The organism is Aeoliella sp. (genome assembly GCF_965227375.1).
In the GTDB taxonomy this organism is placed as follows: Bacteria; Planctomycetota; Planctomycetia; order Pirellulales; family Lacipirellulaceae; genus Aeoliella.
On record NZ_CBDDFX010000002.1, the window covers coordinates 4,536,425 to 4,559,838 of the forward strand.

The 23,414-nt window shown below is 62.1% G+C and carries 14 protein-coding genes; 10 read left to right on the forward strand and 4 right to left on the reverse strand.

Annotated features, from left to right (window positions below):
- The first annotated feature begins 21 nt into the window (after window positions 1–21).
- From ACQK2L_RS30695 to ACQK2L_RS30705, 3 genes are all read left to right on the forward strand, one after another.
- Window positions 22–1,278 carry a type IV pilus modification PilV family protein gene (locus ACQK2L_RS30695; protein ID WP_425400873.1) on the forward strand — a complete coding sequence of 419 codons (1,257 nt, stop codon included), beginning with the start codon at window positions 22–24 and terminating at the stop codon, window positions 1,276–1,278.
- 144 nt (window positions 1,279–1,422) lie between these two features.
- Complete coding sequence (locus ACQK2L_RS30700) at window positions 1,423–9,306, forward strand: hypothetical protein (RefSeq protein ID WP_425400874.1); 7,884 nt, start codon at window positions 1,423–1,425, stop codon at window positions 9,304–9,306.
- Window positions 9,307–9,405: 99 nt separating this feature from the next.
- Window positions 9,406–9,927 carry a TlpA family protein disulfide reductase gene (locus ACQK2L_RS30705; protein ID WP_425400875.1) on the forward strand — a complete coding sequence of 174 codons (522 nt, stop codon included), beginning with the start codon at window positions 9,406–9,408 and terminating at the stop codon, window positions 9,925–9,927.
- A 44-nt stretch (window positions 9,928–9,971) separates the two neighbouring features.
- Here the strand turns inward: ACQK2L_RS30705 and ACQK2L_RS30710 are convergent, their stop codons facing one another.
- Both ACQK2L_RS30710 and ACQK2L_RS30715 read right to left on the reverse strand, forming a co-directional pair.
- A complete protein-coding gene (locus ACQK2L_RS30710; protein ID WP_425400876.1) occupies window positions 9,972–10,964 on the reverse strand; it encodes a transglutaminase-like domain-containing protein in 993 nt (330 codons plus the stop codon).
- Window positions 10,965–11,223: 259 nt separating this feature from the next.
- The gene (locus tag ACQK2L_RS30715) at window positions 11,224–11,769 is read right to left on the reverse strand and encodes a hypothetical protein (RefSeq protein WP_425400877.1); all 546 of its coding nucleotides are present in this window, start codon (window positions 11,767–11,769) and stop codon (window positions 11,224–11,226) included.
- Window positions 11,770–12,218: 449 nt separating this feature from the next.
- Here ACQK2L_RS30715 and ACQK2L_RS30720 point away from each other — a divergent pair, with 449 nt between their 5' ends.
- The 4 genes from ACQK2L_RS30720 (at window position 12,219) to ACQK2L_RS30735 (ending at window position 15,875) form a co-directional block, all read left to right on the forward strand.
- Entirely contained in the window at window positions 12,219–13,190 is a 972-nt protein-coding gene (locus ACQK2L_RS30720) for a hypothetical protein (RefSeq protein ID WP_425400878.1), read from the forward strand.
- A gap of 73 nt (window positions 13,191–13,263) precedes the next feature.
- Window positions 13,264–14,157, forward strand: coding sequence for an aminotransferase class IV (locus ACQK2L_RS30725; RefSeq protein WP_425400879.1), 894 nt, complete (start codon window positions 13,264–13,266; stop codon window positions 14,155–14,157).
- Window positions 14,158–14,166: 9 nt separating this feature from the next.
- A complete protein-coding gene (locus ACQK2L_RS30730; protein ID WP_425400880.1) occupies window positions 14,167–15,063 on the forward strand; it encodes an ABC transporter ATP-binding protein in 897 nt (298 codons plus the stop codon).
- A complete protein-coding gene (locus ACQK2L_RS30735) occupies window positions 15,063–15,875 on the forward strand; it encodes an ABC transporter permease subunit (protein ID WP_425400881.1) in 813 nt (270 codons plus the stop codon). The genes ACQK2L_RS30730 and ACQK2L_RS30735 overlap by 1 nt, the downstream gene beginning before the upstream one ends.
- A gap of 2 nt (window positions 15,876–15,877) precedes the next feature.
- Here the strand turns inward: ACQK2L_RS30735 and ACQK2L_RS30740 are convergent, their stop codons facing one another.
- On the reverse strand, window positions 15,878–17,212 hold the full coding sequence (locus ACQK2L_RS30740; RefSeq protein ID WP_425400882.1) for an AAA family ATPase: 1,335 nt from the start codon (window positions 17,210–17,212) through the stop codon (window positions 15,878–15,880).
- A gap of 219 nt (window positions 17,213–17,431) precedes the next feature.
- Entirely contained in the window at window positions 17,432–18,283 is an 852-nt protein-coding gene (locus ACQK2L_RS30745; RefSeq protein ID WP_425400883.1) for a metallophosphoesterase, read from the reverse strand.
- 93 nt (window positions 18,284–18,376) lie between these two features.
- On the opposite strand from ACQK2L_RS30745, the gene ACQK2L_RS30750 reads away from it, so the two are divergent.
- Genes ACQK2L_RS30750 through ACQK2L_RS30760 form a run of 3 tightly spaced genes read left to right on the forward strand, consistent with a single transcriptional unit; the run spans window position 18,377 to window position 23,246 of the window.
- Window positions 18,377–19,753, forward strand: coding sequence for a hypothetical protein (locus ACQK2L_RS30750; protein WP_425400884.1), 1,377 nt, complete (start codon window positions 18,377–18,379; stop codon window positions 19,751–19,753).
- A gap of 28 nt (window positions 19,754–19,781) precedes the next feature.
- Window positions 19,782–21,425 (forward strand): apolipoprotein N-acyltransferase, encoded by a 1,644-nt coding sequence (gene lnt, locus ACQK2L_RS30755; protein WP_425400885.1) that lies wholly within the window; start codon window positions 19,782–19,784, stop codon window positions 21,423–21,425.
- Between the two features lie 48 nt (window positions 21,426–21,473).
- Window positions 21,474–23,246: an ABC-F family ATP-binding cassette domain-containing protein gene (locus ACQK2L_RS30760; RefSeq protein ID WP_425400886.1), complete on the forward strand. Its 1,773-nt coding sequence runs from the start codon at window positions 21,474–21,476 to the stop codon at window positions 23,244–23,246.
- Window positions 23,247–23,414: the final 168 nt, after the last annotated feature.

A 23,414-nucleotide genomic window follows, 5' to 3' on the forward strand; every position in this document is an offset into this window, starting at 1 on the left:
ACTGAGAAACGAGCACGAACCATGTTACGAAAACCTTCCCCCACCCAACTTCTGTCTCCGCACATGCGTGGCGGCGTGACGCTCACCGAGGTGCTGATCTCCATCGGCATCCTGTCGGTTGGCCTGTTGGGCGCGGCGGCCATGTTCCCCGTTGGTGGTTACTTCATGCAAAAAGGTGAGATCGCCGACCGCGGAGCAGCCATCGCCCAAGCGGCCTTCGCCGATCTGGTCGCCCGCGGCGACCTCGACCCGTCGAACTGGGGAGTGTGGAACGGCGGCGCGTACAATCCTATGGACAAACACATGCGTGACTGGATGGGATCCTACACGGATGATTCAGTCGATTTCCAATCGAACATGAACAGCGCAGTGGGCTTCGTTTATGTCATCGACCCTCTGGGCACGGCGGCCGGCTTCCGTCAGGGCGTGAATCCAGCACGGCTGTCGCGGGCGCCCATCGACGCGGATCCAACCGACCCGACCGACGCCGCTGGGTTTACACCGTCGGTAATTCCCGGCAACGCCGCTCGCTGGAATTCGTTTTCACAATGGCCGGTTCGACGTCTCTGCACCAGGTCGATGGTGATGGGTAATTCAAGTCCCAGCGAGCCCATGGCTCGGAACCTCTATTCCAGTAGTGACGACCTGTCGATAGTAGTGGTGGACGACGACGAGTCGCAGCCTCGGCGGCAGCGGATGGTCGGCGTCGATACCAATAACGACAAGGTGGTCGACGTTCCCTTCCGACGCGAGTCGCAGGGCAACTTCTCCTGGATGGCGATGGTCACGCCCACGCAAAGCGAAGCACGCCAGGCGCTGGCGCTCGATCCGTCGGCCTTCTACTTTGATGTATCGGTGGTCGTGTTTTACAAGCGCCCCGTCAACAACATCGAAACCAGCGAGCGTTTAGTACACGGCACCGTCGTGTCGACCGGCACCGGTGGCGGTGAGATCTTGCTTACCAAGCTACAAAATGATCCAGGCGACCCCTTCGAGGAACTCAAGCAGGGACAATGGGTCATGGTCACTGGCCCGCACCCCTCGAGCACCCGCGCCCAACCGCTGTTCTTCGCCCAATGGTACCGCGTACTGGCCATCGACGAGCAGCTCCGCAGTCCCATCACCGATACCGACAAACAGCGCCTGGTTGGCTTGCGTGGCCCCGATTGGCCATGGAAGACCGCCGGCACGCAGGTGCGTGTGGGGCTGTTCCCCGGCGCAGTGGCGGTGCACACCAAGACCATGCGCCTGAACGCGTCCGGCGCGTACGAACTGTAAACCAATCCAGCGAGCCGGAACGATTGCCCCGATACTACTCCGGGCGCTGACGCTTTCGGCTCGCCAAAGACGGCAAGAAACAACTACTCTTCATCGCGCCGTCGCTGGCAAGTCGACGATTGCGAAAACCTACGGAACCGAGAGATGAGTCAGTCGAAACAACGCCTGCTACAAGTCCGTCGCGCGAACCTCCGCCGTCGCACTCGCCGCCGCGATCGTCGCGGGGTGCTGTTGATGGTAGTGCTCAGCATGCTCGCCCTGTTCCTGCTGCTGGGTACGGCCTTTCTGATGACCAGCCAGTTCTACCGGACCTCGTCGGAAGCAGCCGCCAAGGAGAACCGCACCGAGAACAACCCGTACGACCTGATGGAACGGGCGATGCTGCAGGTGCTGCGCGACACGAACAACCCCTCGAGCTCCATCCGCCACCACAGCCTGCTCCGCGACATGTACGGCGCGGATGGCTTCGTCGCGCGGGTCTACCCCGATGTGGCGACTTACTTTTGCGAGTACTCCGGAAACAACCAATTCGGCTCGGCGACCCCAGCAGCGCTGGGTCCGACCAACGGCCAGTTCATCGATCTGTACGTAGGGGACTTTCCTCTGACTATTCCACTGGCCGAGGCGGCAAATGTGGTCAAGCTCGATCGCAATCCTGATGGTACGCCGGTCGACCATGTGTTGCCGGCCGCGACGGGTTACTACAACGGCTGCCTGCTGACCATGCTCGAAGGCGCCGCGGCAGGACAATCGACGCGTATTCTCGACTACCGGTTGATGAGCTTCGATGGCAACGGCGTGCCGGTCTTCCGTCTGCGCGTCATGTCGTTTCCCCGCGCCGATGGGGCCTTGCTCAGCGCGACGGACCTGGCCGCACTGGCCGGCAATGCGTTCATGGTGAACGGCCGCCCCCACAATGGCACCGGAGCGGGCTTGAATCGCCTGGCCACGCGAGGCAAGCCGAAGCTCAGCGCTGTGGAGTTGATGCCGCTCGATGGGCAGTTCGTTGGCACCGAAATCGCCCTCACGCCCAACGGCCGTTACGTCGACTACACCCAGGCGGCTCACTATCTGGGCACCAACTTTACCCCGGGCGGCGATCCTTTCCGTGGGACGAACGGCGGTGGCTACCCGTTGACCGACTTTGTATCGCTGAACTCAAACAGAGACACCTTGCTGTACCCCACGGCCGATGGCCCCGGCGGCAGCGACGAGTCGTACGACGCGGTCGACTACCAGAACATGTTCCTGGCGCATATGCCTCTCTCGCCGCGGGCCACCGCTGGGCTGCTGGGAGTGGACGCGGGACTGGTCGACCTTGGCAACACAAGGGTGGCTAGGGGACTGCTCAACGACACCAACCAGGGGATACGGCTCGACTTGGAGAACACCATCGTTCCGTCGTACCACCGCCCCGCGCTGGTGAACTACTGGTTCCACCGACTGCACACGGCGCCCTGGCTGGTGAACGCCATTTCGGACGAGAACCAGCGGGCAGCAGCGATTATCTCGCCGTACGACGCCTACAAAGCGCCAGGCGACCCGGTTGCCGATGCGATCGTGGCGATTAAGCGTAAGATCTCGTTGCGGCCGATTCCCGAGGACCATCCCAACTTCGATGGCAGCAATCCAGCATCGCGGTATCGCGGAACAGCGTTGGTGCCCGATCCCAATAGTCGCAGCCTCCTGCTGGCAGCCAACGGGCAAATCCGCTTTCCGTTCTGGGAAGCCGTGGGTCCCTGGGACGTCGACAACGACAACGACGGCATCAACGACAGCGTGTGGCTCGACCTGGGCGATCCCGTGCAAGAACGCGAGGACGGCACGCTGTTCAAGGCCATGTACGCCTTCCTAGTGGTCGACCTCGACAACCGCCTGAACGTCAACGCAATCGGCTCGTCCGATCACTTTGCCAACACAAATTTCGATCCACTCCACGCCCTGACCAGTCGCGATGACATTGTTGGCAACGATCGCACGGAACGCGGCAACTTGGCTGGCGGCGACCAATGGTTCCGCGGCATGTCGAACGTGGTGTGGACCTCCAACCTGATGCCCGTCGGCATGGGCTGGGGACCGGGCGATGGTTCGTTGCGGTCGATCCTCTCTCCGCTCACGCAACCCTACAACGCGAACTACCTGAGCAACTTCAATCCCTACAACGGCGATCCCACGGCCGACGACTACGCGCGACTGCTGTACGGTCGCATGCCGGCCGATCCGAACTCCGATGCAATCTGGGGACGGTTGGGAAGCACCTACTTGCTGGCCGCTACTGGGGCACCCATTACTCCTGGCCGAGCGCTCAATCCCAGCGACCTGAACACCGTCGCCGCTACCCGGGAACCCCTCGTACCATTCGAGTTCTTTGATTACCCCATGGCCGATCGCATGCGGTCGGAGCGACTGGGCGTTCCCCTGCTGGCGCAGCCATCCGCCTTCGCCATCTCGCCCGACCTGCGTGGTCGGTATGCCACGGGAATCGACTACACCGGACAGCCTGTGTACGAGCCAACGTACGATGCTGGTGGTCCGGGTGGTAATCTTCTGGGAGTCCAGATAGCCGCCCTGCTCGACGACTCCCCCTACGAAACCGACCTAACCAGCGACGGCCGTCGCGGCCTGCCAGGTGCGGTTACTCCGCAGGACGATGCCCTGTTTGCAACCAGCGAGATGGAACGCATCTTGCGCGCTTACGATCCGGAAACCGGCACCGCGCCGAGTCGTTTGTGGGACATCGTCGACACGTTCGATCCCAGCAAGTACGTGCTGACGATCGCGTCGGACACGTCGAACATCACGCCGGAGGAGTGGGCCCTCGCCCAAACCGAAACGGCGATCAAGCGGCAAGAGGTCACCACCGAGAGCCTCGAAGCCCCCGTACCGGCCGACGTGGTGCCGAGCTACATCACCGAACTCGGCCCCGACGGCGCGCCGGGTAACGCCGGTGTGGACGATGATGGAATCGACTCGGACAACAATGGCAACAACGATGACGACCCTGTGCTATTCAACGTTCGAAGCGGACAGGGCGAAATCGGCTGGTACGCCGTACAAGACTCCAGTAATCCGTCGCTGGGGCTGTATCTACTTGGCTGGTCCGACGACTTCTCATCGCTCACCGGGAAGAGCGTGGCGGAAGCTCGGTTGGTCGACGTGTTGTGGTATCGCATCCAACGGCATCGCGCGAAGCTGTTCCTGACCGATGGACAGACGCGACCCTACAACTGGAACAACCCTCAGGCGGTCGCCATCCTGAGCAACATCTCCAACCAACTGCTGCCGCCAGAAGTTCTGGCGGGCTACAAGATGGACCTCAACCGGCCGTTTGGCAATGGTGCGGACGATAACGGCAACGGCATTGTCGACGAGCCGATTGAGGCGGGCGAGCCGTACGACTCGGCGAGTGGAAAGTTCATCGACCTCAATGGCAACCGAGTCTACGATCCTCCCACCGACCGACTGTGGTCCGTGCAACTAGGCGGCGCCGGTGTTCCCGTCGACGCGGTGATGAGCCAAGACGTGGCTCAAGCTCCGTTTACGGACTCGAATGGCAATGGACAACTCGACATAGCCGGGGGTGAATTACAAGTCGACGTAGATGCCGACGGCAACCCCGACGTAGCCCAACCTGTAACGGTTCGCAACGATGCCCATCTGGCGCGACAGCTCTACGCGCGACATCTTTACATGCTGATGCTCGTGCTGATGGACGAGGATTATGTGATGCCGTACGACCCGTCGGATCCTTCGGCGCGGGCGTATCTACGCGTCAAGGCGATTCAACTCAAGGCCTCGTCCGGCATGACCGACTACCAGGCGAAGCTCGAAGCCCAGCGGCGGTACACCTGCCGGCAAATTGCCCAGTGGGCGGTGAACTGTGTCGACTTCCGTGACTCGGATGTCTCGAACACTCCGTTTGAGTTCGATGAGAATCCCTGGGATGGCTGGGGCAACATCAACGACAACGGCACCAAGGACGACCCCACCGACGACATCTACTTCCCGCTCGATGGCGATCCCACTACCAACGAGAACTTCCAGCAAGTAATCGATTGGCAGAACATGGGTGCCAATGGAGTGAAGGTCATCACCAATCCGGTTCCCTCCTACGGACCGGGCAGCAATCAACAAAGCGACGAGCAAGCCACCCGCAGCATCGTATGGGGCGTGGAGAAGCCCGAGTTGTTGATTAGCGAAACGGCCGCCTTCCACGACTTGCGGCTCGAGGATCGAGCCAGCACCCGCAAGCCCGGCGATAACACCACCCAGGACGACGACCCCCAACTGAAGCAAGACAACGATCTCGACCAACGCTTGCGACCGCGGGGCTCGTTGTTTGTGGAGATCTACAATCCCAACTCGGGCGACAGCCCAAAGGCCGTGGAACTTTATCGCCACGGGTTTACCCAGCATCCACAAGAGGCCAATGGGGATTTCCTAGCGACCTTCGATCAAAACCAAGACGGCAATCTTGACGTCAACGACACCTACCACTGGTTCGATGCCGATGGCGATGGAACCTTGGACACCCGGCTGGACATCGACGGCGTCTTGCTGAATCGACTCTCGAACGTCGGGCGCTTTGACCCGGAGAGTGGCAAAGTGCAGCGCTCGCCAGTTTGGCGTTTGGTCGTGGTGGAAGAGCATCCCGGCTATCACAGTGCTACTGGAGCCGTTAGCGACGAGACCATTGACCCGAACATGTCGAGCGCCGATCCGCTGAACGGCACCAAGGCCGACAGCCCCAAGTCGGTGTATGACTACTCGCTGGCGCTGGATCGTGTTTTCAAGGAGCGTGAGCAGATTCCTTATCTGTCGCCCATGAACATGGACTGGGAAGAGATGTGGTTCATCCCGCCGCTGCTCACCGGCGGATTCACGCCGGGAGCAGCGCAACCGCGGTGGCCACTGTCCAGTTGGCAGCAAGCCCGCACCGACGACCGGGTGGTGACCAACGAAATGACGCCCGACAACATGCCGGGCAGGTACAACCGCCAGTTGTTCGCCAAGCCGTACCCGTACATCGAACGGGAGTTCTATTTCACGTCGAACAATTCGAAGTTCCACTGCAAGTACTTCGACGCAACTGGTAGCAACCCCAGGAGCTTCCGCGGCGCCACGGCCCGCGGCTACACCGATCTAGACACGACACAACGGGGAACCATCTACAACGATTTGAAGGTCCGGATTCCCGTCAACCCGATTCGGGTCGACCGAAACCTCGTTTCGTACCCGTTCCGGTTTGTGTCGACCGAGACGGACGATCCGCGTCCCGATGTACGAATCGCCCCCGTGATGCCAGGACGTTACGCGGTGATCGGCTCGGCCGGCACATTGTACGACGACAAGCAACGTGTCGATCCGGACGACGGCAATTCACCCTTGCGGTTCATCACGACACTCGGTCGCAACTTCCAGGGCGCGGGCACCGAGGCGGAAACCGATGACATGCAGCACACCAGCCAACTGCGCGGCACCCGGCGGTTCGAAATGCATCCCTCCGCCAACCCCTACCAGCAGCAATGGGTAGTGGGTTCGAACGGCGCCACTTTCCACGGCGGCACCGGTGCGGCCGTTCGCTCGAACGAGTTGATGTACGTCAATGATGCCGATCCTCCACTGAACATGACGGGCGACGGCGGGGCCGTCCTGCAAGGCGCTTCTCGTGTTGCTGCTCCCACGATCGTGGTGCCGGTGGACGACATGAACATCAGCGAACCAGTCTACGGCTACGGAGTGCGAGAGCGCGAACTTTACCAGTTGCAAGATGGCAAGGGCGACACGGGACAGCGTTGGAATCCACATACCGCCAATGGCGAAGGCTCGTACACCAACAATCAGGGCGACGCTCACTTCGATTCCCCGTTCGACGTTGCCGCGTTCAAATCAGCCCAGAATTCGCCTGTTTCGTTCAAGAAGTTCCGCGTAGTCCACTTGCAGCGACTAGCCGATCCCACGATGCCGTGGAACCCGGCTCCGGACTACAAGGTTCACTCCAAAGCGCTCGTGGTGAACTACGGTGTGCACGACCCCGCATTGCCGGTGAACCCGTACCTGACGGTCGACTCGGCTTCGGTCGACCTCACCGTGTTCAACGGCACCAGCAGTGTGAACGTGGGCATGGGCGCTAATTCGGCCAACAAGGGATTTGGCTCCACAGAGCGAATGTTCGAATCGCGCCGCACCGTGGAAGAACTGAATGGCACTTTTGCCGTTCAGCAGCGTGCGATGATGAACCAGGATTACTTCCTGGCCTCCGACAGGTTGCTGCCTCCGGAGGAAAACTCGATGCTGATCCCCGCCACCGGCGCCTTCCTGATGTCGCAAGCGGTTAAGGACGAGCACGAGATCGCTAAGAACCACTCCGACTACTTCTTCAAACACTCGCTCGGCCTGCCGAACGAGGCGATGGGCGACTTCTACGTCCGGCCCGAGTCCGGAGTAGGGGCTAGTTTGCCTGCGGCCGTCGATCCAACCGATCTGAATGGCGACGATGGCAATTTGCTGACCATGGGCAGCGCCCTCGGTGCACCGCGACCCGATGCGGCCGCGGGTGGCTCGACCTATCCATGGCTCAACTGGACCAACCGGCCGTTCGTGAGCGAAAGCGAACTGCTGCAAGTGCCTGCGTGGAGTTCGATGGAACTGTTGCGCAAGTTCACGACCATGAATCCCATTGAGCAGATCGATCCCTACGTGAACGAAGGGGCGAAGGATGCTTCGGGCAACGACATTTCGGCCGTGAGTATCGAGACCGGATCATTTGCCAATGTCGACGCGGAGCAGACCAACGTGGCCCGTTACAAGGCCCACGTGGCGGGCTTCGGCGCGCTGTTGAACATGATGCAGTCGTCGCGCTACCCAGCGCGGGTGCTGCAAGATACCGATGGGAACCCCGTGCCGGTCGGCGCGCCGAATTTCCATCGCATCCTCGACTACGTTCACACACCTAGCCGGTTTGTGGCGACCGACACGCTGCTAAACCCGGCGACGTTCAACTCCGCGAGTGTAAGCGACGCCAACGATCCTCGCGTAGGCCACCTGGCGCCGTTCAACCGAGTGGCCAACTACCGCGAGCCAGGCAAGGTGAACCTGAATACCGTGGCCAGCCAGCGCGAGGGGGGAAGCTCGGCTTACCTGCTCTGGTCCGATGTGTTCGACGGCCTGATGCACCGCACGCAAGACCTGGATCCCGCACAACGCGCGGCCGGGTTGCCGTTTGGCCACTTTGGTCCCGCATGGCGCGACGTGGTGCTCAGCCGCCGCGGCTTTGCTGATCCGTTGTTCTCCAACGGAGTCGCTCCGGGTGGCGTCGATCGTGTGGACCTCGTCATGGATGCCAGGGTGCCAACCTTCTTCTCTAATCCGTTCCGCAGCGGCGAAGCGGGCGACCTGGTGCCGCTGTCGGCTATGGTGCAGCATGGTACGGAAGCTACGATGCTCCGATCGCATCCGTTCCAGCCGGGCAGCGGTTTTGTTTGGGGAGGCCCCGGTTCGGACAACGGCTCGGCACTAGTGAACGACTCCCGCGAAGCGGGCATCGGGGCGGCTGATGGCAATCCGTTCAACAAGCAGTCCGATCAGGCGTCCGTGCCGCTGTTTAGCGAACTGTGCTCCGCGCCGGCGATCGATGCCACGCGGAACAGTGCCATGCACTATGGACCGCTGACGCGACTCGACAACATGACCACCACCCGCAGTGGTGTGTTCGCCATTTGGGTGACCGTCGGGTACTTCGAAGTGACCGCCGCGCCGGACTGGAATGAAAACGAGAATGGGGTGCGGGATAAGTTCAGGAACCAGATTGGCGACGCTTCTGGGAACAGCGATGCTCGTGCTCAAGCCTTGTACAACAAGGTCTACCCGGAGGGTTACCAGTTGGGCAAGGAACTGGGCAGCGACATTGGCAACGTCGAGCGCCATCGGGCGTTCTACATCATCGACCGCACCAAGCCAGTGGCCTTCAAGCCAGGCGAGGACGTGAACGTTGAGGACGCCATCCTGCTGCGGCGGAGGATCGAGTAGGCGAGGTCGGAGTAGCGGGCGGGCGGCGAGGCTGGTAGGTTGAGTGGCATCGCCACATCGGCCCCAGCGCCCGATACCTCGTTCCCAGCGGCCCCACTCATGTCCAAACCCACTTCGGTGCCCGGCAGTTTGTTCGTCGTAGCGATTGTCGTCGTGGCGGCAGTCGCATTCGCATTGCAGCGGCGTCATCAGCCGGCGAAGCCGCTGCCCGCGCCGCTGGCGCAAGTGAAAATCGCCGGGTGGACCAACACCCAGCAGCCCCCAACGGCCGAAGACCTCGCCGGCAAGTGGGTGGTGGTAGATTGCTGGGCCACTTGGTGTGGTCCGTGCATCATGTCGATGCCCGAACTGGCCGAGTTCCGCCGACAGTGGCCGGAAGACGAGGTAGTGGTGATCGGCCTGGCCGACGACGACGCGGCGGCGCTACCGCAGATCCAGCGCGTGATCGAGTCGGTACCCGGCTTCAACTGGCCCGTCGCCTACGGCGGCGGCTACGCCATGCAGCAACTTGGCATTAGCGGAATACCCACCCTGATTCTCTACAGCCCCGACGGCGAAGAAGTCGTCCGCGGCCACGATATCGAACGCATCGAAGCGTTTATTGTGGCGGGAAGCGAGTGAAAAGGCGGGCATTGTAATTTGCATTCTTCAATTTGCAATCCCACTCACTCCACTACTTCTCGAATGTACTTCACTTTCGGCTTGCCACTGTTGCCCACCGGCAGGGCGATCAGGTAGTCGGAGGCGTAGAATAGTTTCTCGCCACGGCGTTCCGGCACTTGGAAGTTGTCGCCTTTCTGCAGGATCGTGCGGGCGATCGGCATGCCGCCGAACGAGCGCGTGCCGGCCGACTCGATTGGGAACCACTGCCCTTCGCCTTCGGCGTCTTCCATGTAGAACTCGGCGTAGCAGTGCTGGTCGACCCACACCACCCGCGCCGGCACCTTGTTTGCCCTGCACAAGGCAATGAACAGCGCGCTGCGGCCGAAGCAGTCGGCCTTGCCATCGCGAAGTGTGTTCGCCGCGCTCTTGTCGGTGCCCTCGGAATACTGAATGTTGTCGAGCACGTAGTCGTACAGGTACTCGACCTTCTGCCAATCGTTCGGCGCGCCGTCCTCACTGGCTTCGGACTCCGCCTCGCGCCATAGTTCGCGGGCGAGGGAGCGAATCTTGCCATCGCGGCTTTCGATCATTGGGCTTGCGGACAAGTACTTGCTAACGCGCCGCTTGGGGCGGCTGGGGATCACCAGGTCGATGGTGTCTTCCTCCTCGGGTGGCTCAATCACGCTGGTGGTGACTTCGAAGGTGGCCACCGCGCGAGCGGTCTCGCCCGAAGTGAGCATGGGCACGGTAATCAGCATCTGCGTCGCCCCGCCATCGAGGTCGCGGTAGCGCACTTTGTCGACGTGGCGGCTGAACTCTTCGTCGATGCGGCGGACCTTCTGTTCGTCGCACGCAAACGGAATGGCCACCATCGCACGGATGTCGCGGCACGAGCCGCGAGCAGCGGTGATCTCGGCTCCCACGCGGAACGTAAACACCTCCTGCTTCGAAACGCGCGACGGATCGGTGTTGCCCGCCTGCTCGTCCAGAAGTTGCGCACCAGCGGCGGCGGTTAACGAGCAGGCAACGAGCAAAGTGAGTGCGCGAACAAACATGAGTTTCCCAATTGGTGCGGGGCGCAGTTCCATTGCAGAAATAACGTGCCATGCGGGGCCAGCCGCCCGTTTTCCATTGTACCTTGCTGCGGTTGCCGGGGCGCATAAAAGCAGCCACCCCGCTCGGCTTCAGACGTTCAGGATGGCGTCTGAAGGGCGGGGTGGCCTGAACGGCGAAACGTCGTACGGGGGGACGAACGTTCCGCGTGGGCCACCAGGGAGTGGGGGAGAAGGTGGCCCGGACTGTTTTGGGGAACGATCACTCCGGAGTGGGATCGGGTACCGCGTCGGTCGGCGTGCGAGCGCCTTGCCACTGGTCTCCGCTACCGTCGAACCCACCGAAGTGCTCGCCGGGGCCGACTTCGATGCCGAAGGGGGTGTTGCAGCCGCAATCACCGCCACAACTGCTACATCCCGAGTTGCAACAGCCGCCACCATAGCTCGTGCAGCAGTCGTTACACGGAGGACAGCATGGCTCGCACACCGTGGGGCACGGGCAGGGACAAGGACATGGCGCCGGGCAGCACGGCACGCACTGCGGCGCGACAACCTGCGGTCTGATCACTTGCGGACGGATGATGCGAGGCTGCACGTAGGTGGGCGCTTGCACCACGGGAGGGGCAGTCACGATGGGGGCCGGAGCAACGATCGGCGCGGGAGCCGGACGGACCGAGCCCACGATAGGAGCACGCGAACCGCAGTAGGCTCCAGGGCAAACTGCTCCTCGGATGCGACGACAACAGCCGCAACCGGTAAAGCTGGCGAGGATCAAGCCAAAAGCCAACAACAGGGCAATGCGTTTCATGATTCCGTTAGCTCCTTGCCTCGACCAATGGTTCCATGTAGTGCGGTGGAACTTGCCGGCGGTCGGCGGGGTGAGGCAGTAGGTGGGGGTCCGCCGAAGCGAACGTGGGGGAGGGTCTTGGGGCGGGCAGCAACTCGTGCGTGGGGCGCCGATGGGGCAGCGGACCACCGCGATGATGCGTCAGGGAAACGTACCTCACGCTGAGTGAGGTGCAAACGCAACCGATGATTTTTTTCAACACCCAAACCGCTGCCCCGCCGTACCGCGCCCGCAAGATCGCGACAATCGTCACAAGTGTTGCAGTCGGGTGGTGTGGCGGTGTTGCTAGCACATTGCGAAATGGCCGAAGTACCTGTTCCACCAGACCTTGCGGCAGTTGGGGTGGCGAGCGGGGTGCGGCAATTCCGATGGTTACTCCGTCTGCCCCGCCCACACCTGTCTCGCCCACCATGCGTGTCCCGTCTGTCCACCCACTGGTCGCACTGGCCAATGCCACGTGCCTCGCACTGGTTCTCTGTGCGCCAGCCGCCGCGCAGTGCGTCGGCATTCGCCCAACTGACGAGATCCTGGAACTCAACGTCCGCCCCGCCTGCTGCACCACCGACGAGGCGGTGCTCGCCGAGAAACTCATCGTTCGCGAGTACGCGGTGATCGACGAAGAGGGTAGCCGCCAGTGGACTGAGTCGGATCTTTCCCGTTTGATCACCGCTCCCGGTGAGGGCGTGGTGACCGTGTTTCATGTGCACGGCAACAAGGTCGATCCCGCTATGGCGCGCGACCGGGCGCTGCGAGTTTACCGCCGGCTGGTTAGACGCTCGACCGACGACCGGCCGATGCGATTCGTGATCTTCTCCTGGCCCGCCACCGAGATCGGCGGGCTGCTGAACGACTTCCGCGTGAAGGCTGGCAGAACGCGACCCGTGGGTTGGGAGTTGGCCTGGGTACTGAACCAGATGCCCACCGACGCGCCGATCAGCCTGATCGGCTACAGCTACGGCGCTCGCATCGTTGGCGGCGCGCTGCACGTTGTGGCGGGTGGCGACTTGAGCGGAGCATCGCTGCCGGATGCTGAGTTGGGCAAGCACGCTCCGATGCGGGTGGTGTTCATGGCCGCGGCGACACACTCCTGCTGGTTCGGCCCCAACGGCTATCATCGGTTGGCCGTGGAGCAGATCGAGCACATCGTGATGCTCAACAACCACCTCGATCCGGCGATGCGGTTCTACCCTTTGGTGCCGAAGAACTGTAATCCTCAGGCCATGGGGCTCTGCGGCCCTACGTCGCTCGCCCCCGAGCAGCGTGACAAATTCGAGTGCTACGACTGTGCGAATTGCGTGGGCCGCTCGCACGACCTCTTCAAGTACACGGCCACAGGGCGTACGATGAGCAGAGTGTGGCAACACTTGATGTACGCGGATTGATCGCTTCGAAGCGGCGAGCGGCCCAGGACGTTGCCTCTAGAACGCTGTCCTTGTAGCCGAACCCTCCGCGTCGATGTCCCAACGCACTGCGTACTTCTGTGGCCAATGGATCGAAGAACGGGAACTCGGCATTCCCGTTGGCGATCTCGGTTTCGCAATGGGGGTGACCATCACCGAGCGGTTGCGGACGTTCGCCGGCAGTGTGTTCCGCAAGGCCGAACACCTATCGCGCATGCGGCACTCGCTGGAGATCGTCGGGATGGACTCCGAGTCCATTATCGGCCAGATCGATCAAGCGATCGACGAATACATTGAGCGTCATCAGCCGATGTTCACGCCGGGCGACGACTGGGCGATCATCACCTTCGCCACCCCCGGCAGCGGCAGCGGCCCCACCGTGGCAGTGCATGGCATGCCGTTGGCGTTTGCAGAGTGGGCTTCGGAGTTTCGCACAGGCGTGACCTCCTACCTGAGCAGGCATCGCCAGGTGCCGCCCGACTGCTGGCCGCCGCAGCTCAAGTGCCGCAGCCGCATGCACTACTACCTGGCCGACACCGAAGCCCGCGCGCAAAACCCCGCCGCCCGCGCCGTGCTGCTCGACCAGGAAGGCTTTGTGGGCGAAGGCTCGACCGCCAACCTGGTGACCTATCATCAGGCCTCAGGGCTGGCAACGCCCAGAAGTTCCAAGGTGCTGCCTGGGGTGAGCGTGGCAGTGATAGCCGAATTGGCCCAAGAACTGGGTGTGCCGTTCGAAGAGCGAGATATTACGGTCGAAGAATTGCGCGCGGCCGACGAAGTGTGGTTCACGAGTACCTCGATTTGCATGTTGCCCGTGGTGTCGCTCGATGCGCAGCCCATTGGCCCAGGCCGCCCGGGCCAGAAGTATGACCAGTTCCTGGCCGCTTGGAATTCGCATGTCGGCCTGGACATCGCGCAGCAGGCTGAGCAATTCGCCGATCGCAGTTAGCATCGTCTCATGGCCATCCTTCGCACCACCAATCTGACGCGCCGCTACGGCTCACGCATTGGCGTCGACCAAGTGAACCTGCAGGTGGACGCCGGTCAGATATTCGGGTTCCTCGGTCCCAACGGCGCGGGCAAGACCACCACCATTCGGCTGCTCATGGGATTCTTGAAGCCCGACGCTGGCAAGGCGGAGATCGCGGGCCTCGACTGCTGGAGTCGGAGTGCCCAAGTGAAACGCGACATCGGCTACCTGCCGGGCGACTTGCGGCTTTACTCCTGGCTGACGCTGCGCAACGCGTTGCCCATCGTCTCTCGCGTCCGCGGCGAGGACATTTCGGCCCGCGCCGGCGAGCTGGCCGAGCGATTCGATTTGGAGCCGACGCTGCCGGTCCGCAAGATGTCGCGTGGCACGCGACAGAAACTGGGCTTGGTACTGGCCATGGCGCATCGCCCGAAGCTGCTGGTGCTCGACGAGCCGACCTCGGGACTCGATCCGCTGATGCAGTCGCGCCTCGCCGACCTGGTCCGCGAAGCCGCCGCAGCCGGCGCAGCCGTGTTCTTCTCCAGCCACACGCTCAGCGAAGTCGACAGCCTGTGCGACCGCGTGGCGATCGTCCGCCGCGGCAAAGTGATCGTGGACGAGACGCTTGACGTGCTCCGCCACCAAGCGCCGCGCGTGGTCGAGCTGCAATACGCGGACGAATCGCAGGCCACCTCCGCGGCGCTGCCGGAGTTCCTGCAACTCAACGAACGTCGCGGTGCTGTGATGCATTGCGAACTCGACGGAGCCACGCCTCCCTTGGTGGCGTGGGCGAGCGAGCAACCACTGGTTGACATTCGCATCAGTCGACCCGACCTCGAGGCGGTGTTTCATCGCTTGTACCACGAACCCGTCGAGGCCATCTGATGCGGGGACTGCTGCTCAAATCGTTTCGCGAGCTGTGGCTTCCCACGCTGCTGATTGGCGTCGGGCTGGTCGGTGCGAATATGCTGCTCACGTTTCTCATCCCCAAGGTGGAGGAGCAGATCGGCGATGTGTTTGAGCGGTTGCCGTTTGCAAAAACGATGATGAGCGCACTGCTCGGCACCGACGTGGGCCAACAGATGACTGCCCAAGCGGTTGCTTCGGTGCTGTGGGTCCACCCGATTGTGTTGTCGCTGGTCTGGGCGCAAGCGATCAGCCTTTCGACGCGCGTTCCCGCCGGGGAGGTCGACCGCGGCACGATCGACTTTCTCCTGGGTCTGCCAGTGTCGAGGCGGCTAGTTTACTGGAGTGAGGTGCTCGTGCTTATGGCCAGCGGCGTGTTGATCCTCGCCATGGGGTTCGCCGGTCATCGCGCCATGTCGCCCTGGATGCCCGTGGAGATGCGCCCCGACTTGCGCTCAGCACTGGTGATCATGGCGAACTTCTACTGCCTGTACTTGGCCGTGGGTGGCGTCGGCTTCTTGGTCTCGTCGCTCTCAAGTCACCGTGGCCGCGCAGTGGCGATTGTGCTAGCGGTGGTGTTGGCTTCGTTCTTGTTGAACTTCGCTGCGCAGCTGTGGCCGCCGGCCCAAAGCGTGGCATTGCTCGGCGTGCTGGAGTACTACCGCCCGGCGCTGGTGCTGATGTCGGGCGAGGTGCCGTGGAGCGACATCGTCGTGCTGCTGGCCATCGCCGCTGCGGCGCTGTTTGCTGGCGGCGAGATCACGGCCCGGCGGAGTTTGTGCACCACCTAGAGTTACAGCGACGCGAAGTAGTTTTCCACCGCTACGTCCACGCAGTCGGTGTTCACCTCTAGCGGCAGCCTGTGCACTTCGCAGAAGTTCTTGATCTGGCGCAGTAGATCTCGCGGTTGGCAGAAACGTAGCGGCCGCTGCGTCTTGCTAAAGTGCTCGGTGACGAGGTAGTCGATCGATGCCGCCGGGCAAGTGAATCCGGCCTTTTGCGCCAGCACGGCAAACAGCGTGCGAAACTCCTCCTCAGTCGGATCGGCTACTTCGATCTTGTAGGGAATCCGCCGCAAGAAGGCTTCGTCCACCAGTTCGCGCGGTTCCAGGTTAGTCGACAGCACGAACAGCATGTCGAACGGCACTTGAATCTGACGCCCGCTGGCGAGATTCAGAAAGTCGAAGTGTTTCTCCAGCGGAACAATCAGCCGGTTGAGGATGTCGGTGCTGCTCACGCGTTGGCGGCCAAAGTCGTCGATCACCAGCGCACCGCCGTTGGCCTTCATGTGCACGGGGGCTTCGCTGATTCCCGAAGCCGGGTTGAAACTGGTGTCGAGTTGCTCAAGCGTCAACTCACCGCCCACCACGACGGTCGGCCGACGGATCAGCACCCACCGGCGGTCGTAACCTTGCCCGTCGAGGTGCGAGATGTCCACCGGCTGGTGGCAACTGGGGTCGTACAGGCGAATCAAGTCGCACCCTACGTGCACCATCCTCGGAATCCACAGGTACTCGCCGAACGCATCGCAGATTCGCTCGGCGATGGTGGTCTTTCCGTTGCCGGGATTGCCGTAGAGGAACATGCCGCGGCCATCGTTGATCGCCTGAGCAATGCGGCTGAGAATCTTGGGCGACAGCTTCAGGTCGGCGAACGCGGCGGCCAGCTGCTCAAGGCAGAGCTTCGTGTTTTGGATCGACTGATGGCGAATTGCCGCTTGGTACGATGCCAATGGCACCGGCGCAGCGCCGACGTAGTTTGAGTGCTCGGCGTGCTGCTTGGCCCGGGCGAAGCCGGCCTCGCTCAATTGGAACAAATAGTCGCCCACACCGGCCGCCTGCTTAATGGCCACCAACAGTTCGTCCCGCAGGCGTTCGAGGGCCTCGTTCACCAGGTTGCGTGGCAAGCCAAGACTCGCGGCGGTTTGCCCTCCGGTGGAGTTGCCGTGATGCAACAGGTGCTTGAGCACCAAGGCTTCGAGTTCCGATTCGCTCAGCCCTGCTTCGGCCAACGATCGTGGCTCGCGCGGAGCCGGCGGAAGTTTCGGGGTCGGTGCAGCCGCTTGCGGAATCGGCGCAGCGACGTCGGGACTCGCAGCAGACAACATCGACGATGGCAGTGCACTCATGAGATTCGTTCCGCCTGACACAATTCGAGCCACAGGGCGCGCGCAATTGCCCAAGAAATAGATGCCTTGCGACGACCCATGTGTCCACCTTGGTGGTTGGCCGAAATCAGAAAAGAAGCCGATCGGTCTGCACGTCGATCGACCAGCGCACCTGGTGACGGTTGTGACTGCAAATCACCTGGCGCCGGTACACGCAGTTGTAGCGGTGCCGAATGAACCTTACGCAGTGGCTGTGAGCCGGAACTGCGTAATCTCGGGCGAGCACATGAAGCGTACTCGCTGCGTGTAGCCGATTCCTCGGTTCACGTAGAGTCGTCGCGCGCTGTCGATCTCGATCTCACCAGCTTCGTACTGTCGATTCTGAATCGGCAGGATCGGCGCGCCGAAGTAGGGAATTCGGCACTGGCCGCCGTGTGTGTGGCCAGCGAGTACCCAGCCCGAGAACCCATCCCAGCCGGGCATGTCGACCGTGTCGGGGTTGTGCGTGAGGGCAATGCCGGGCCGCGACGAATCGAACTCGGCGAACGCCTGGTAGGGATTGAACCTGCCGGCCATCCACTCATCGCATCCCACGATCTGCAGCCCTTCGTAGTCGGCCTGCTGATTGCGGAGTCCCTGGACGCCCACCTTGCCGAGTTCGGCGAACAACGTGTCGACCAGGTAGCTTTGCGAGACGTGAAGGCCATAGTCGTGGTTGCCCGGCGTGACAAAGATCGCCCGCTTGTCGGGCTCCAGGCGCTCGAGCAGCTGCACAACCGGCTCGATCAACTCTCCTCCGATGGCGGTCATCAGATCGCCAGTCACCACCACGACGTCGGGCTGCAACTCGACGGTTTGATCCACCGCCCGCTCCAGGTAGTCGTACTCGACCACGCGGCTCACATGCACGTCGGTCAGCTGCACCAGCCGCTTTCCTTCGAGCGAAGCGGGAAGATTTGCCAGCGGCATGTCCCGCTCGACCACGTCCACCCAGTGCGGCTCGACCCTCCAGGCGTAATAACCCGCAACACCTGCTGCCCCCACTGTCCAGCGAGCGGCCGATCGGAAAAAGCGTCTGCGGTTGACTTTCATACCGATGGGGGGCATTGTGGAGAGAGCCACCGCTAGGTGGGTAATGGGCGGAGTGAGATTATCGGTCGAAGTACCTACGAAGGCAACAACTTAGTGGCGAATCTTCACATCCTACGTGACCAAGAGCGTTCGGTTCGTCCGTCGGGCGGAAATAGTCCGTATTTGCTGACTCTTTTGGTGCTATGCGTTGCGACCACTGGCTGCTGGTCGGACATTCGCTTCGACCCCGCCGCCGAGGGGCAAGCGGAGACTGCTAGCGAGCAAAGTCCGCCCACCCCCAACGCGCCGCAGGATCCGCCGGAATTTGCGAGCTCCGAGGAGCCCTCGGCCTCAGCGCCCGAAGTCGATGCCGAGCCCGCGAACGTGACCTTGCCGCTGACGGGCGAGGAGCCAATCGACCTATTCGCCGATGTGGCCGACGACACCGACAGTGAGCCAGAGCCAGAGGTCGAGCAGCCGATGGCATCCGACACTCTTGGCCATGAATCGGCCGATACCGTCGCGGCTAGCGAGCCAGAGGACGACGACGAATCCTTGGAGGCCATCTTCTTCGGCACCAAAGAAGAGCGCGACGAACCTGAACCGGAGCCCGAACCAGTCGTGGCGGAGTCAGAGACCCCGTCAAGCTCGGAGCCGATTGCCGAAACAACCGAACCCAGCGACGCGGGAGTAACTGATTTGCCTTGGATGGTGAACCAGCCCGAAACGCCGCAGGCCATGGAAGAACCAGTAGAGGAAGAACCCGTTGTAGAAGAGCCCGCGGTGACCGTGGCGGACCCGATGCCCATCGAGTCGACTTCCGCCGAGCCGGATCCGATCGCGCCGACCGACCCGTTCGAGTTGCCGTGGCAAACGCCCGACACCACAGCCGAGTCGCCCGAGCCCGAACCGGTGGAGGTAGCACGTGCCGAGTCGCCCGAACCAGAAGTAACCGAAGTCGATCCACCGCAACCGCCCGACTCTCGGCAACTGACTTGGATGCTCGCCTCGCGGTTGAGCTACTTGCTGTTGGCGCCCGATGCGGACACCAGCGCCATCGAGCAGGAGCTGGCGCCTGTTGCCGCGGCGCTCGATATCGAGTTGCCGGCGATCACCGCCACCGAACCTGGCTCGGCCGACCAGCTCAAACAGTTGCTGTCGGTGGGTCGCGAACTCGGCAAAAGCGCGGCCGACAAATACGGCGTAGAGTACGCAGCGCTGGTGGAGATCGCCTTCAAGAGCAACCTGCTGTTGGCCGTGGCCGAAACGCGTCCACAGCTCAAGCATTCGATCAGTGGATCGGTAGCCGCGGCGGCCGTGCGGGCGGGGTTGCCCGAAAGCGTGTGGCAGCCGTTCCAGGATCAGTTGGCCGAAAGCAGCGAGCCTGATGCGCTGGCCGATGCGGTGGTCGAGTTGCACAGCCAGGTCGGCACCACGCTGAAGCAATCGCAACTGGCCGATCCCAACTCCGAACCGCCGGTGCTCCGCTAGCCACCTTCTCCCCCATCGAGGCGACAGGATGTCCACCTCCACCGAGCCAACCGAAAGCGCACCGAAAGCCCGCTGGCATCAGATTCCGCTGGCCATTGCCTCGCTCGGTTCGTTGCTACTGGTGCTGGCCCAGCCGCCGGCGAGTTGGAGCCTGTTGGCGTGGGTGGCCCCGTTGCCTTGGCTGTACCTCGCACGGCAGCCGCTAATTCGCAGCCGCCGGCCGTACTTGCAGATTTGGCTGGCGGGATTTCTTTACTGGCTGTTGGCCATTCACTGGATTCGCCTCGCCCACCCGGCAACCGGCATCGGGTTGTTGTTCCTGGCCGGTTACTTGGGCGTCTACCTGCCGCTGTTCGTAGCCGTGGTGCGTGTGGGCGTGCATCGCCTGCGTGTGCCGATATGGATCGTCGCTCCGATAGCGTGGGTGACCGTCGAATGGTTGCAGGCGCACCTGCTCGGCGGCTTTCTCATGGGCGCGCTGGGGCATACGCAAATCGAAAACACGCGCTTGGTGCAGATCGCCGATCTGGGTGGAGCCTACTTGGTGTCGGCCTTGGTCATGCTGGTGGCCGCGTGCGCCAGCGAAGGCATTTTCCCCGCTTCTCGACGCCTGGCTCGACCCGCGATCGCTTTGGCAGTCGCCGCTTCGGCGGTGGGCGCCGCGTGGTGGTACGGTGGCAAGCAGTTGGAACAGTTCACTTCGACGGCCGATGCACCGTCGAAGCGCATCGCCCTGATTCAGGGCAACGAGCGGGCGGTGTGGACTGCCGATCCCGATCGCGACCGCCGCGTGATGGATCACTACATGCAGCTGGCGCGCGATGCGAAGAGCATTGCCCAGCAAAGCGGCGAGCCGATGGACCTGATGGTGTGGCCCGAAGGGGCGTTTCGCACCCTCCTTTACTCCTACGATCCCAAACTGGCGAATGAGACCGATACCTCCGAGGCCGAGAAGTACGCAAGCTACGGTCCCGCCGATTTACGAAGGTCAGTCGACGAGTTTGAGGTTCCGCTTTTGGTGGGGATCGATCGATATCACGTAATCTCTCCTATCGAAGAGGGTAACAGTAGCATCTACAACGCTGCGGTCGCCGTTGATCGCGATGGCCAAATCATTGGCACTTACGACAAGAACCACTTGGTGATGTTCGGCGAGTACGTTCCGCTGGGCACCATCTGGCCGGGCATCTACCGGTTCTTCCCCATCGGCGGCGTCACACCGGGTAGCGAGCCGGTTGCTTTCGTGATCGACGACGTAACCTACATGCCGACCATCTGCTACGAAACGGTCATACCGCACGTGGTCCGCCGGCAGGTGGTGCAGCTTACCGAAGCGGGGCAGCGGCCCGATGTGTTGGTGAACCTGACGAACGATTCGTGGTTCTATGATTCCAGCGAACTGCGAATGCACCTTACCTGCAGTCGCCTGCGGGCGATCGAGTGCCGCACGCCGCTGGTGGCCGCGGCCAACGGCGGGCTGTCGGCCAATGTCGACGCTTGCGGCCGGCTGCTGGCGGTGAGCCTGCCGATGTCGCCCGAGGTGCTGATGGTGGACGTCGTGCCTGGCGGGCACGATACGCTGTACCTGCGCATGGGCGACACCTTCGCCATCGGGTGCCTGCTTGTTACGCTAGTAGCTGTGGCGGTCGGCCGATTCGTCGGCCGCAGCTGACCTCTCGCTACTGCATTTCACCGGCCCGCGAGCCGCTTGCCCAATACCGTGCCTGTCGTACTCACTCTGCAAGACGCCTACAAACGCTACGGCGAGCAGCAACTGCTCGACGGGGCGAGTTGCGCGCTGGCCGACGACCAAAAAGTCGGCCTCATCGGCCGCAACGGCGCCGGCAAGTCGACGTTGTGCCGCATTTTGCTCGGCGAGGAAGAACTCGACGCCGGCGAGGTGGTCTGCAGCAAGAAACTCCGCCTGGGATACCTCCGCCAGCACGATCCGTTCGAGCCGGGCGAGAGCGTGCTCGATTTTCTGATGCGCGACAGCCACCAGCCCGACTGGCGGTGCGGCCAAATCGCCTGGCAGTTCGCCATCAGCGACGCGATGCTAGGTCAACCGGTCCGTGAACTATCGGGCGGTTGGCAAACTCGCGTGAAACTCGCCGCGCTGTTGCTGCACGATCCTAACTTGTTGGTGCTCGACGAACCGACCAACTTTTTGGACCTTCGCACGCAGATGCTGTTGGAGCACTTCCTCCGCGAGTTTCGCGGCGGCTGTTTGATCGTGTCGCATGATCGCTCGTTCCTGATGAAGACCTGCTCGCACACGCTGGAAGTCTCTCGCGGGCAGCTCAATCTTTATCCAGGCAATGTCGAGTCGTACCTCGAGAACCTGGACGAACGCCGCGAGCACGACCGCCGAGTGAATGCGGCGACCTTGGCCAAGCGCAAGCAGCTCGAAACGTTCATCAACAAGAACCGCGCCAACGCCAACACCGCGAGCCAGGCGCGCAACAAAGCCAAACAACTCGAGCGACTGGAACTAGTGGAAGTCGCCGGCGAGGAAGCGAGTGTCTCGTTCAGCTTCCCCGCGATCGAGGCGCGCCGTGGTCCTGCGGTGCGGACTGAAGGCCTGGCGATCGGCTACCCCGATCGGCGGGTGGCCGAAGACATTCATATCGAAATCGAACATGGCTCCCGCGTTGGCATCGTCGGCGACAACGGTCAGGGTAAGACCACGTTCCTGCGGACTATCTGCGAGTCGCTTCAGCCGCTCGACGGCAATCTCAAGTGGGGCTTCGGATGCGACCTGGGCGTCTACGCTCAGCACGTCTATACGACGCTCGACGGCAAAAAGACCGTGATGGAGCACCTGGAATACGAGGCCGCGCCGGATGTGACCACGCAGCAGATCAAAGACGTCGCTGGCAGCTTTCTGTTTAGCGGCGAACTGATTAACAAGCGCGTCAAAGTGCTCAGCGGTGGAGAACGGGCGCGGTTGGTGTTGGCCAGTCTACTACTGCAGAACCACAATGTGCTGGTGCTCGACGAACCGGGCAACCACTTGGATGTCGAAACCGTCGAAGCATTGGCCGACGCGCTGGAGCGTTACCAAGGCACCGTAGTTTTCACCAGCCACGATCGCCACTTCATGCGCCGCGTGGCGACCGATGTGATCGAAGTCCGCGAAGGTCGCGTGGTGATCTATCCATCGAGCTACGACGACTACGTTTATCGCGTGCAAAAGGAGATCGACGCCGGCCTGCGCAGCGAAGCGGCCGCCCACGCTCCGCCCGACGAAGCGGCGGGCGACAAAAAGGCCAACGCCCGGGCCGACCGCGATGCGCAGAAGCGTCTGAAATCCGTGGAACGCAAGATCGCCAAGCTCGACGAAGAACAGAAGGAAACCAACGAGCGGCTGCTACAAGTGACCGACGCAGCCGAAGCGCAACAGTTGCACGAGCGCACCACACAGATTGCCGAAGAGCTGAAGTCGTTGGAAGAACAGTGGATGGACTTGTACGAAGCGATGGAATCTACCTAATCGCTACATTTCAGGTGAATTCACCGTAGTGCGTCACTGGCAATTCTGCTTGTGGGGACGCGAATTCCGTTTCCGCTGAATTATTTGCACCTTTGGCTCCTGATTGCTAACATATTGGCAGCGTTGAAGTTACCAACGTCCCGCCCAATACATGTGCCCTTCGGTTCG

Excerpts from the sequence above, each read along its gene's own strand:
- ACQK2L_RS30695 (WP_425400873.1), top strand. The coding sequence starts at position 22 with ATGTTACGAAAACCTTCCCCCACCCAACTTCTGTCTCCGCACATGCGT.
- ACQK2L_RS30700 (WP_425400874.1), top strand. The coding sequence starts at position 1,423 with ATGAGTCAGTCGAAACAACGCCTGCTACAAGTCCGTCGCGCGAACCTC.
- ACQK2L_RS30705 (WP_425400875.1), top strand. The coding sequence starts at position 9,406 with ATGTCCAAACCCACTTCGGTGCCCGGCAGTTTGTTCGTCGTAGCGATT.
- ACQK2L_RS30710 (WP_425400876.1), bottom strand. The coding sequence starts at position 10,964 with ATGTTTGTTCGCGCACTCACTTTGCTCGTTGCCTGCTCGTTAACCGCC.
- ACQK2L_RS30715 (WP_425400877.1), bottom strand. The coding sequence starts at position 11,769 with ATGAAACGCATTGCCCTGTTGTTGGCTTTTGGCTTGATCCTCGCCAGC.
- ACQK2L_RS30720 (WP_425400878.1), top strand. The coding sequence starts at position 12,219 with ATGCGTGTCCCGTCTGTCCACCCACTGGTCGCACTGGCCAATGCCACG.
- ACQK2L_RS30725 (WP_425400879.1), top strand. The coding sequence starts at position 13,264 with ATGTCCCAACGCACTGCGTACTTCTGTGGCCAATGGATCGAAGAACGG.
- ACQK2L_RS30730 (WP_425400880.1), top strand. The coding sequence starts at position 14,167 with ATGGCCATCCTTCGCACCACCAATCTGACGCGCCGCTACGGCTCACGC.
- ACQK2L_RS30735 (WP_425400881.1), top strand. The coding sequence starts at position 15,063 with ATGCGGGGACTGCTGCTCAAATCGTTTCGCGAGCTGTGGCTTCCCACG.
- ACQK2L_RS30740 (WP_425400882.1), bottom strand. The coding sequence starts at position 17,212 with ATGAGTGCACTGCCATCGTCGATGTTGTCTGCTGCGAGTCCCGACGTC.
- ACQK2L_RS30745 (WP_425400883.1), bottom strand. The coding sequence starts at position 18,283 with ATGAAAGTCAACCGCAGACGCTTTTTCCGATCGGCCGCTCGCTGGACA.
- lnt (WP_425400885.1), top strand. The coding sequence starts at position 19,782 with ATGTCCACCTCCACCGAGCCAACCGAAAGCGCACCGAAAGCCCGCTGG.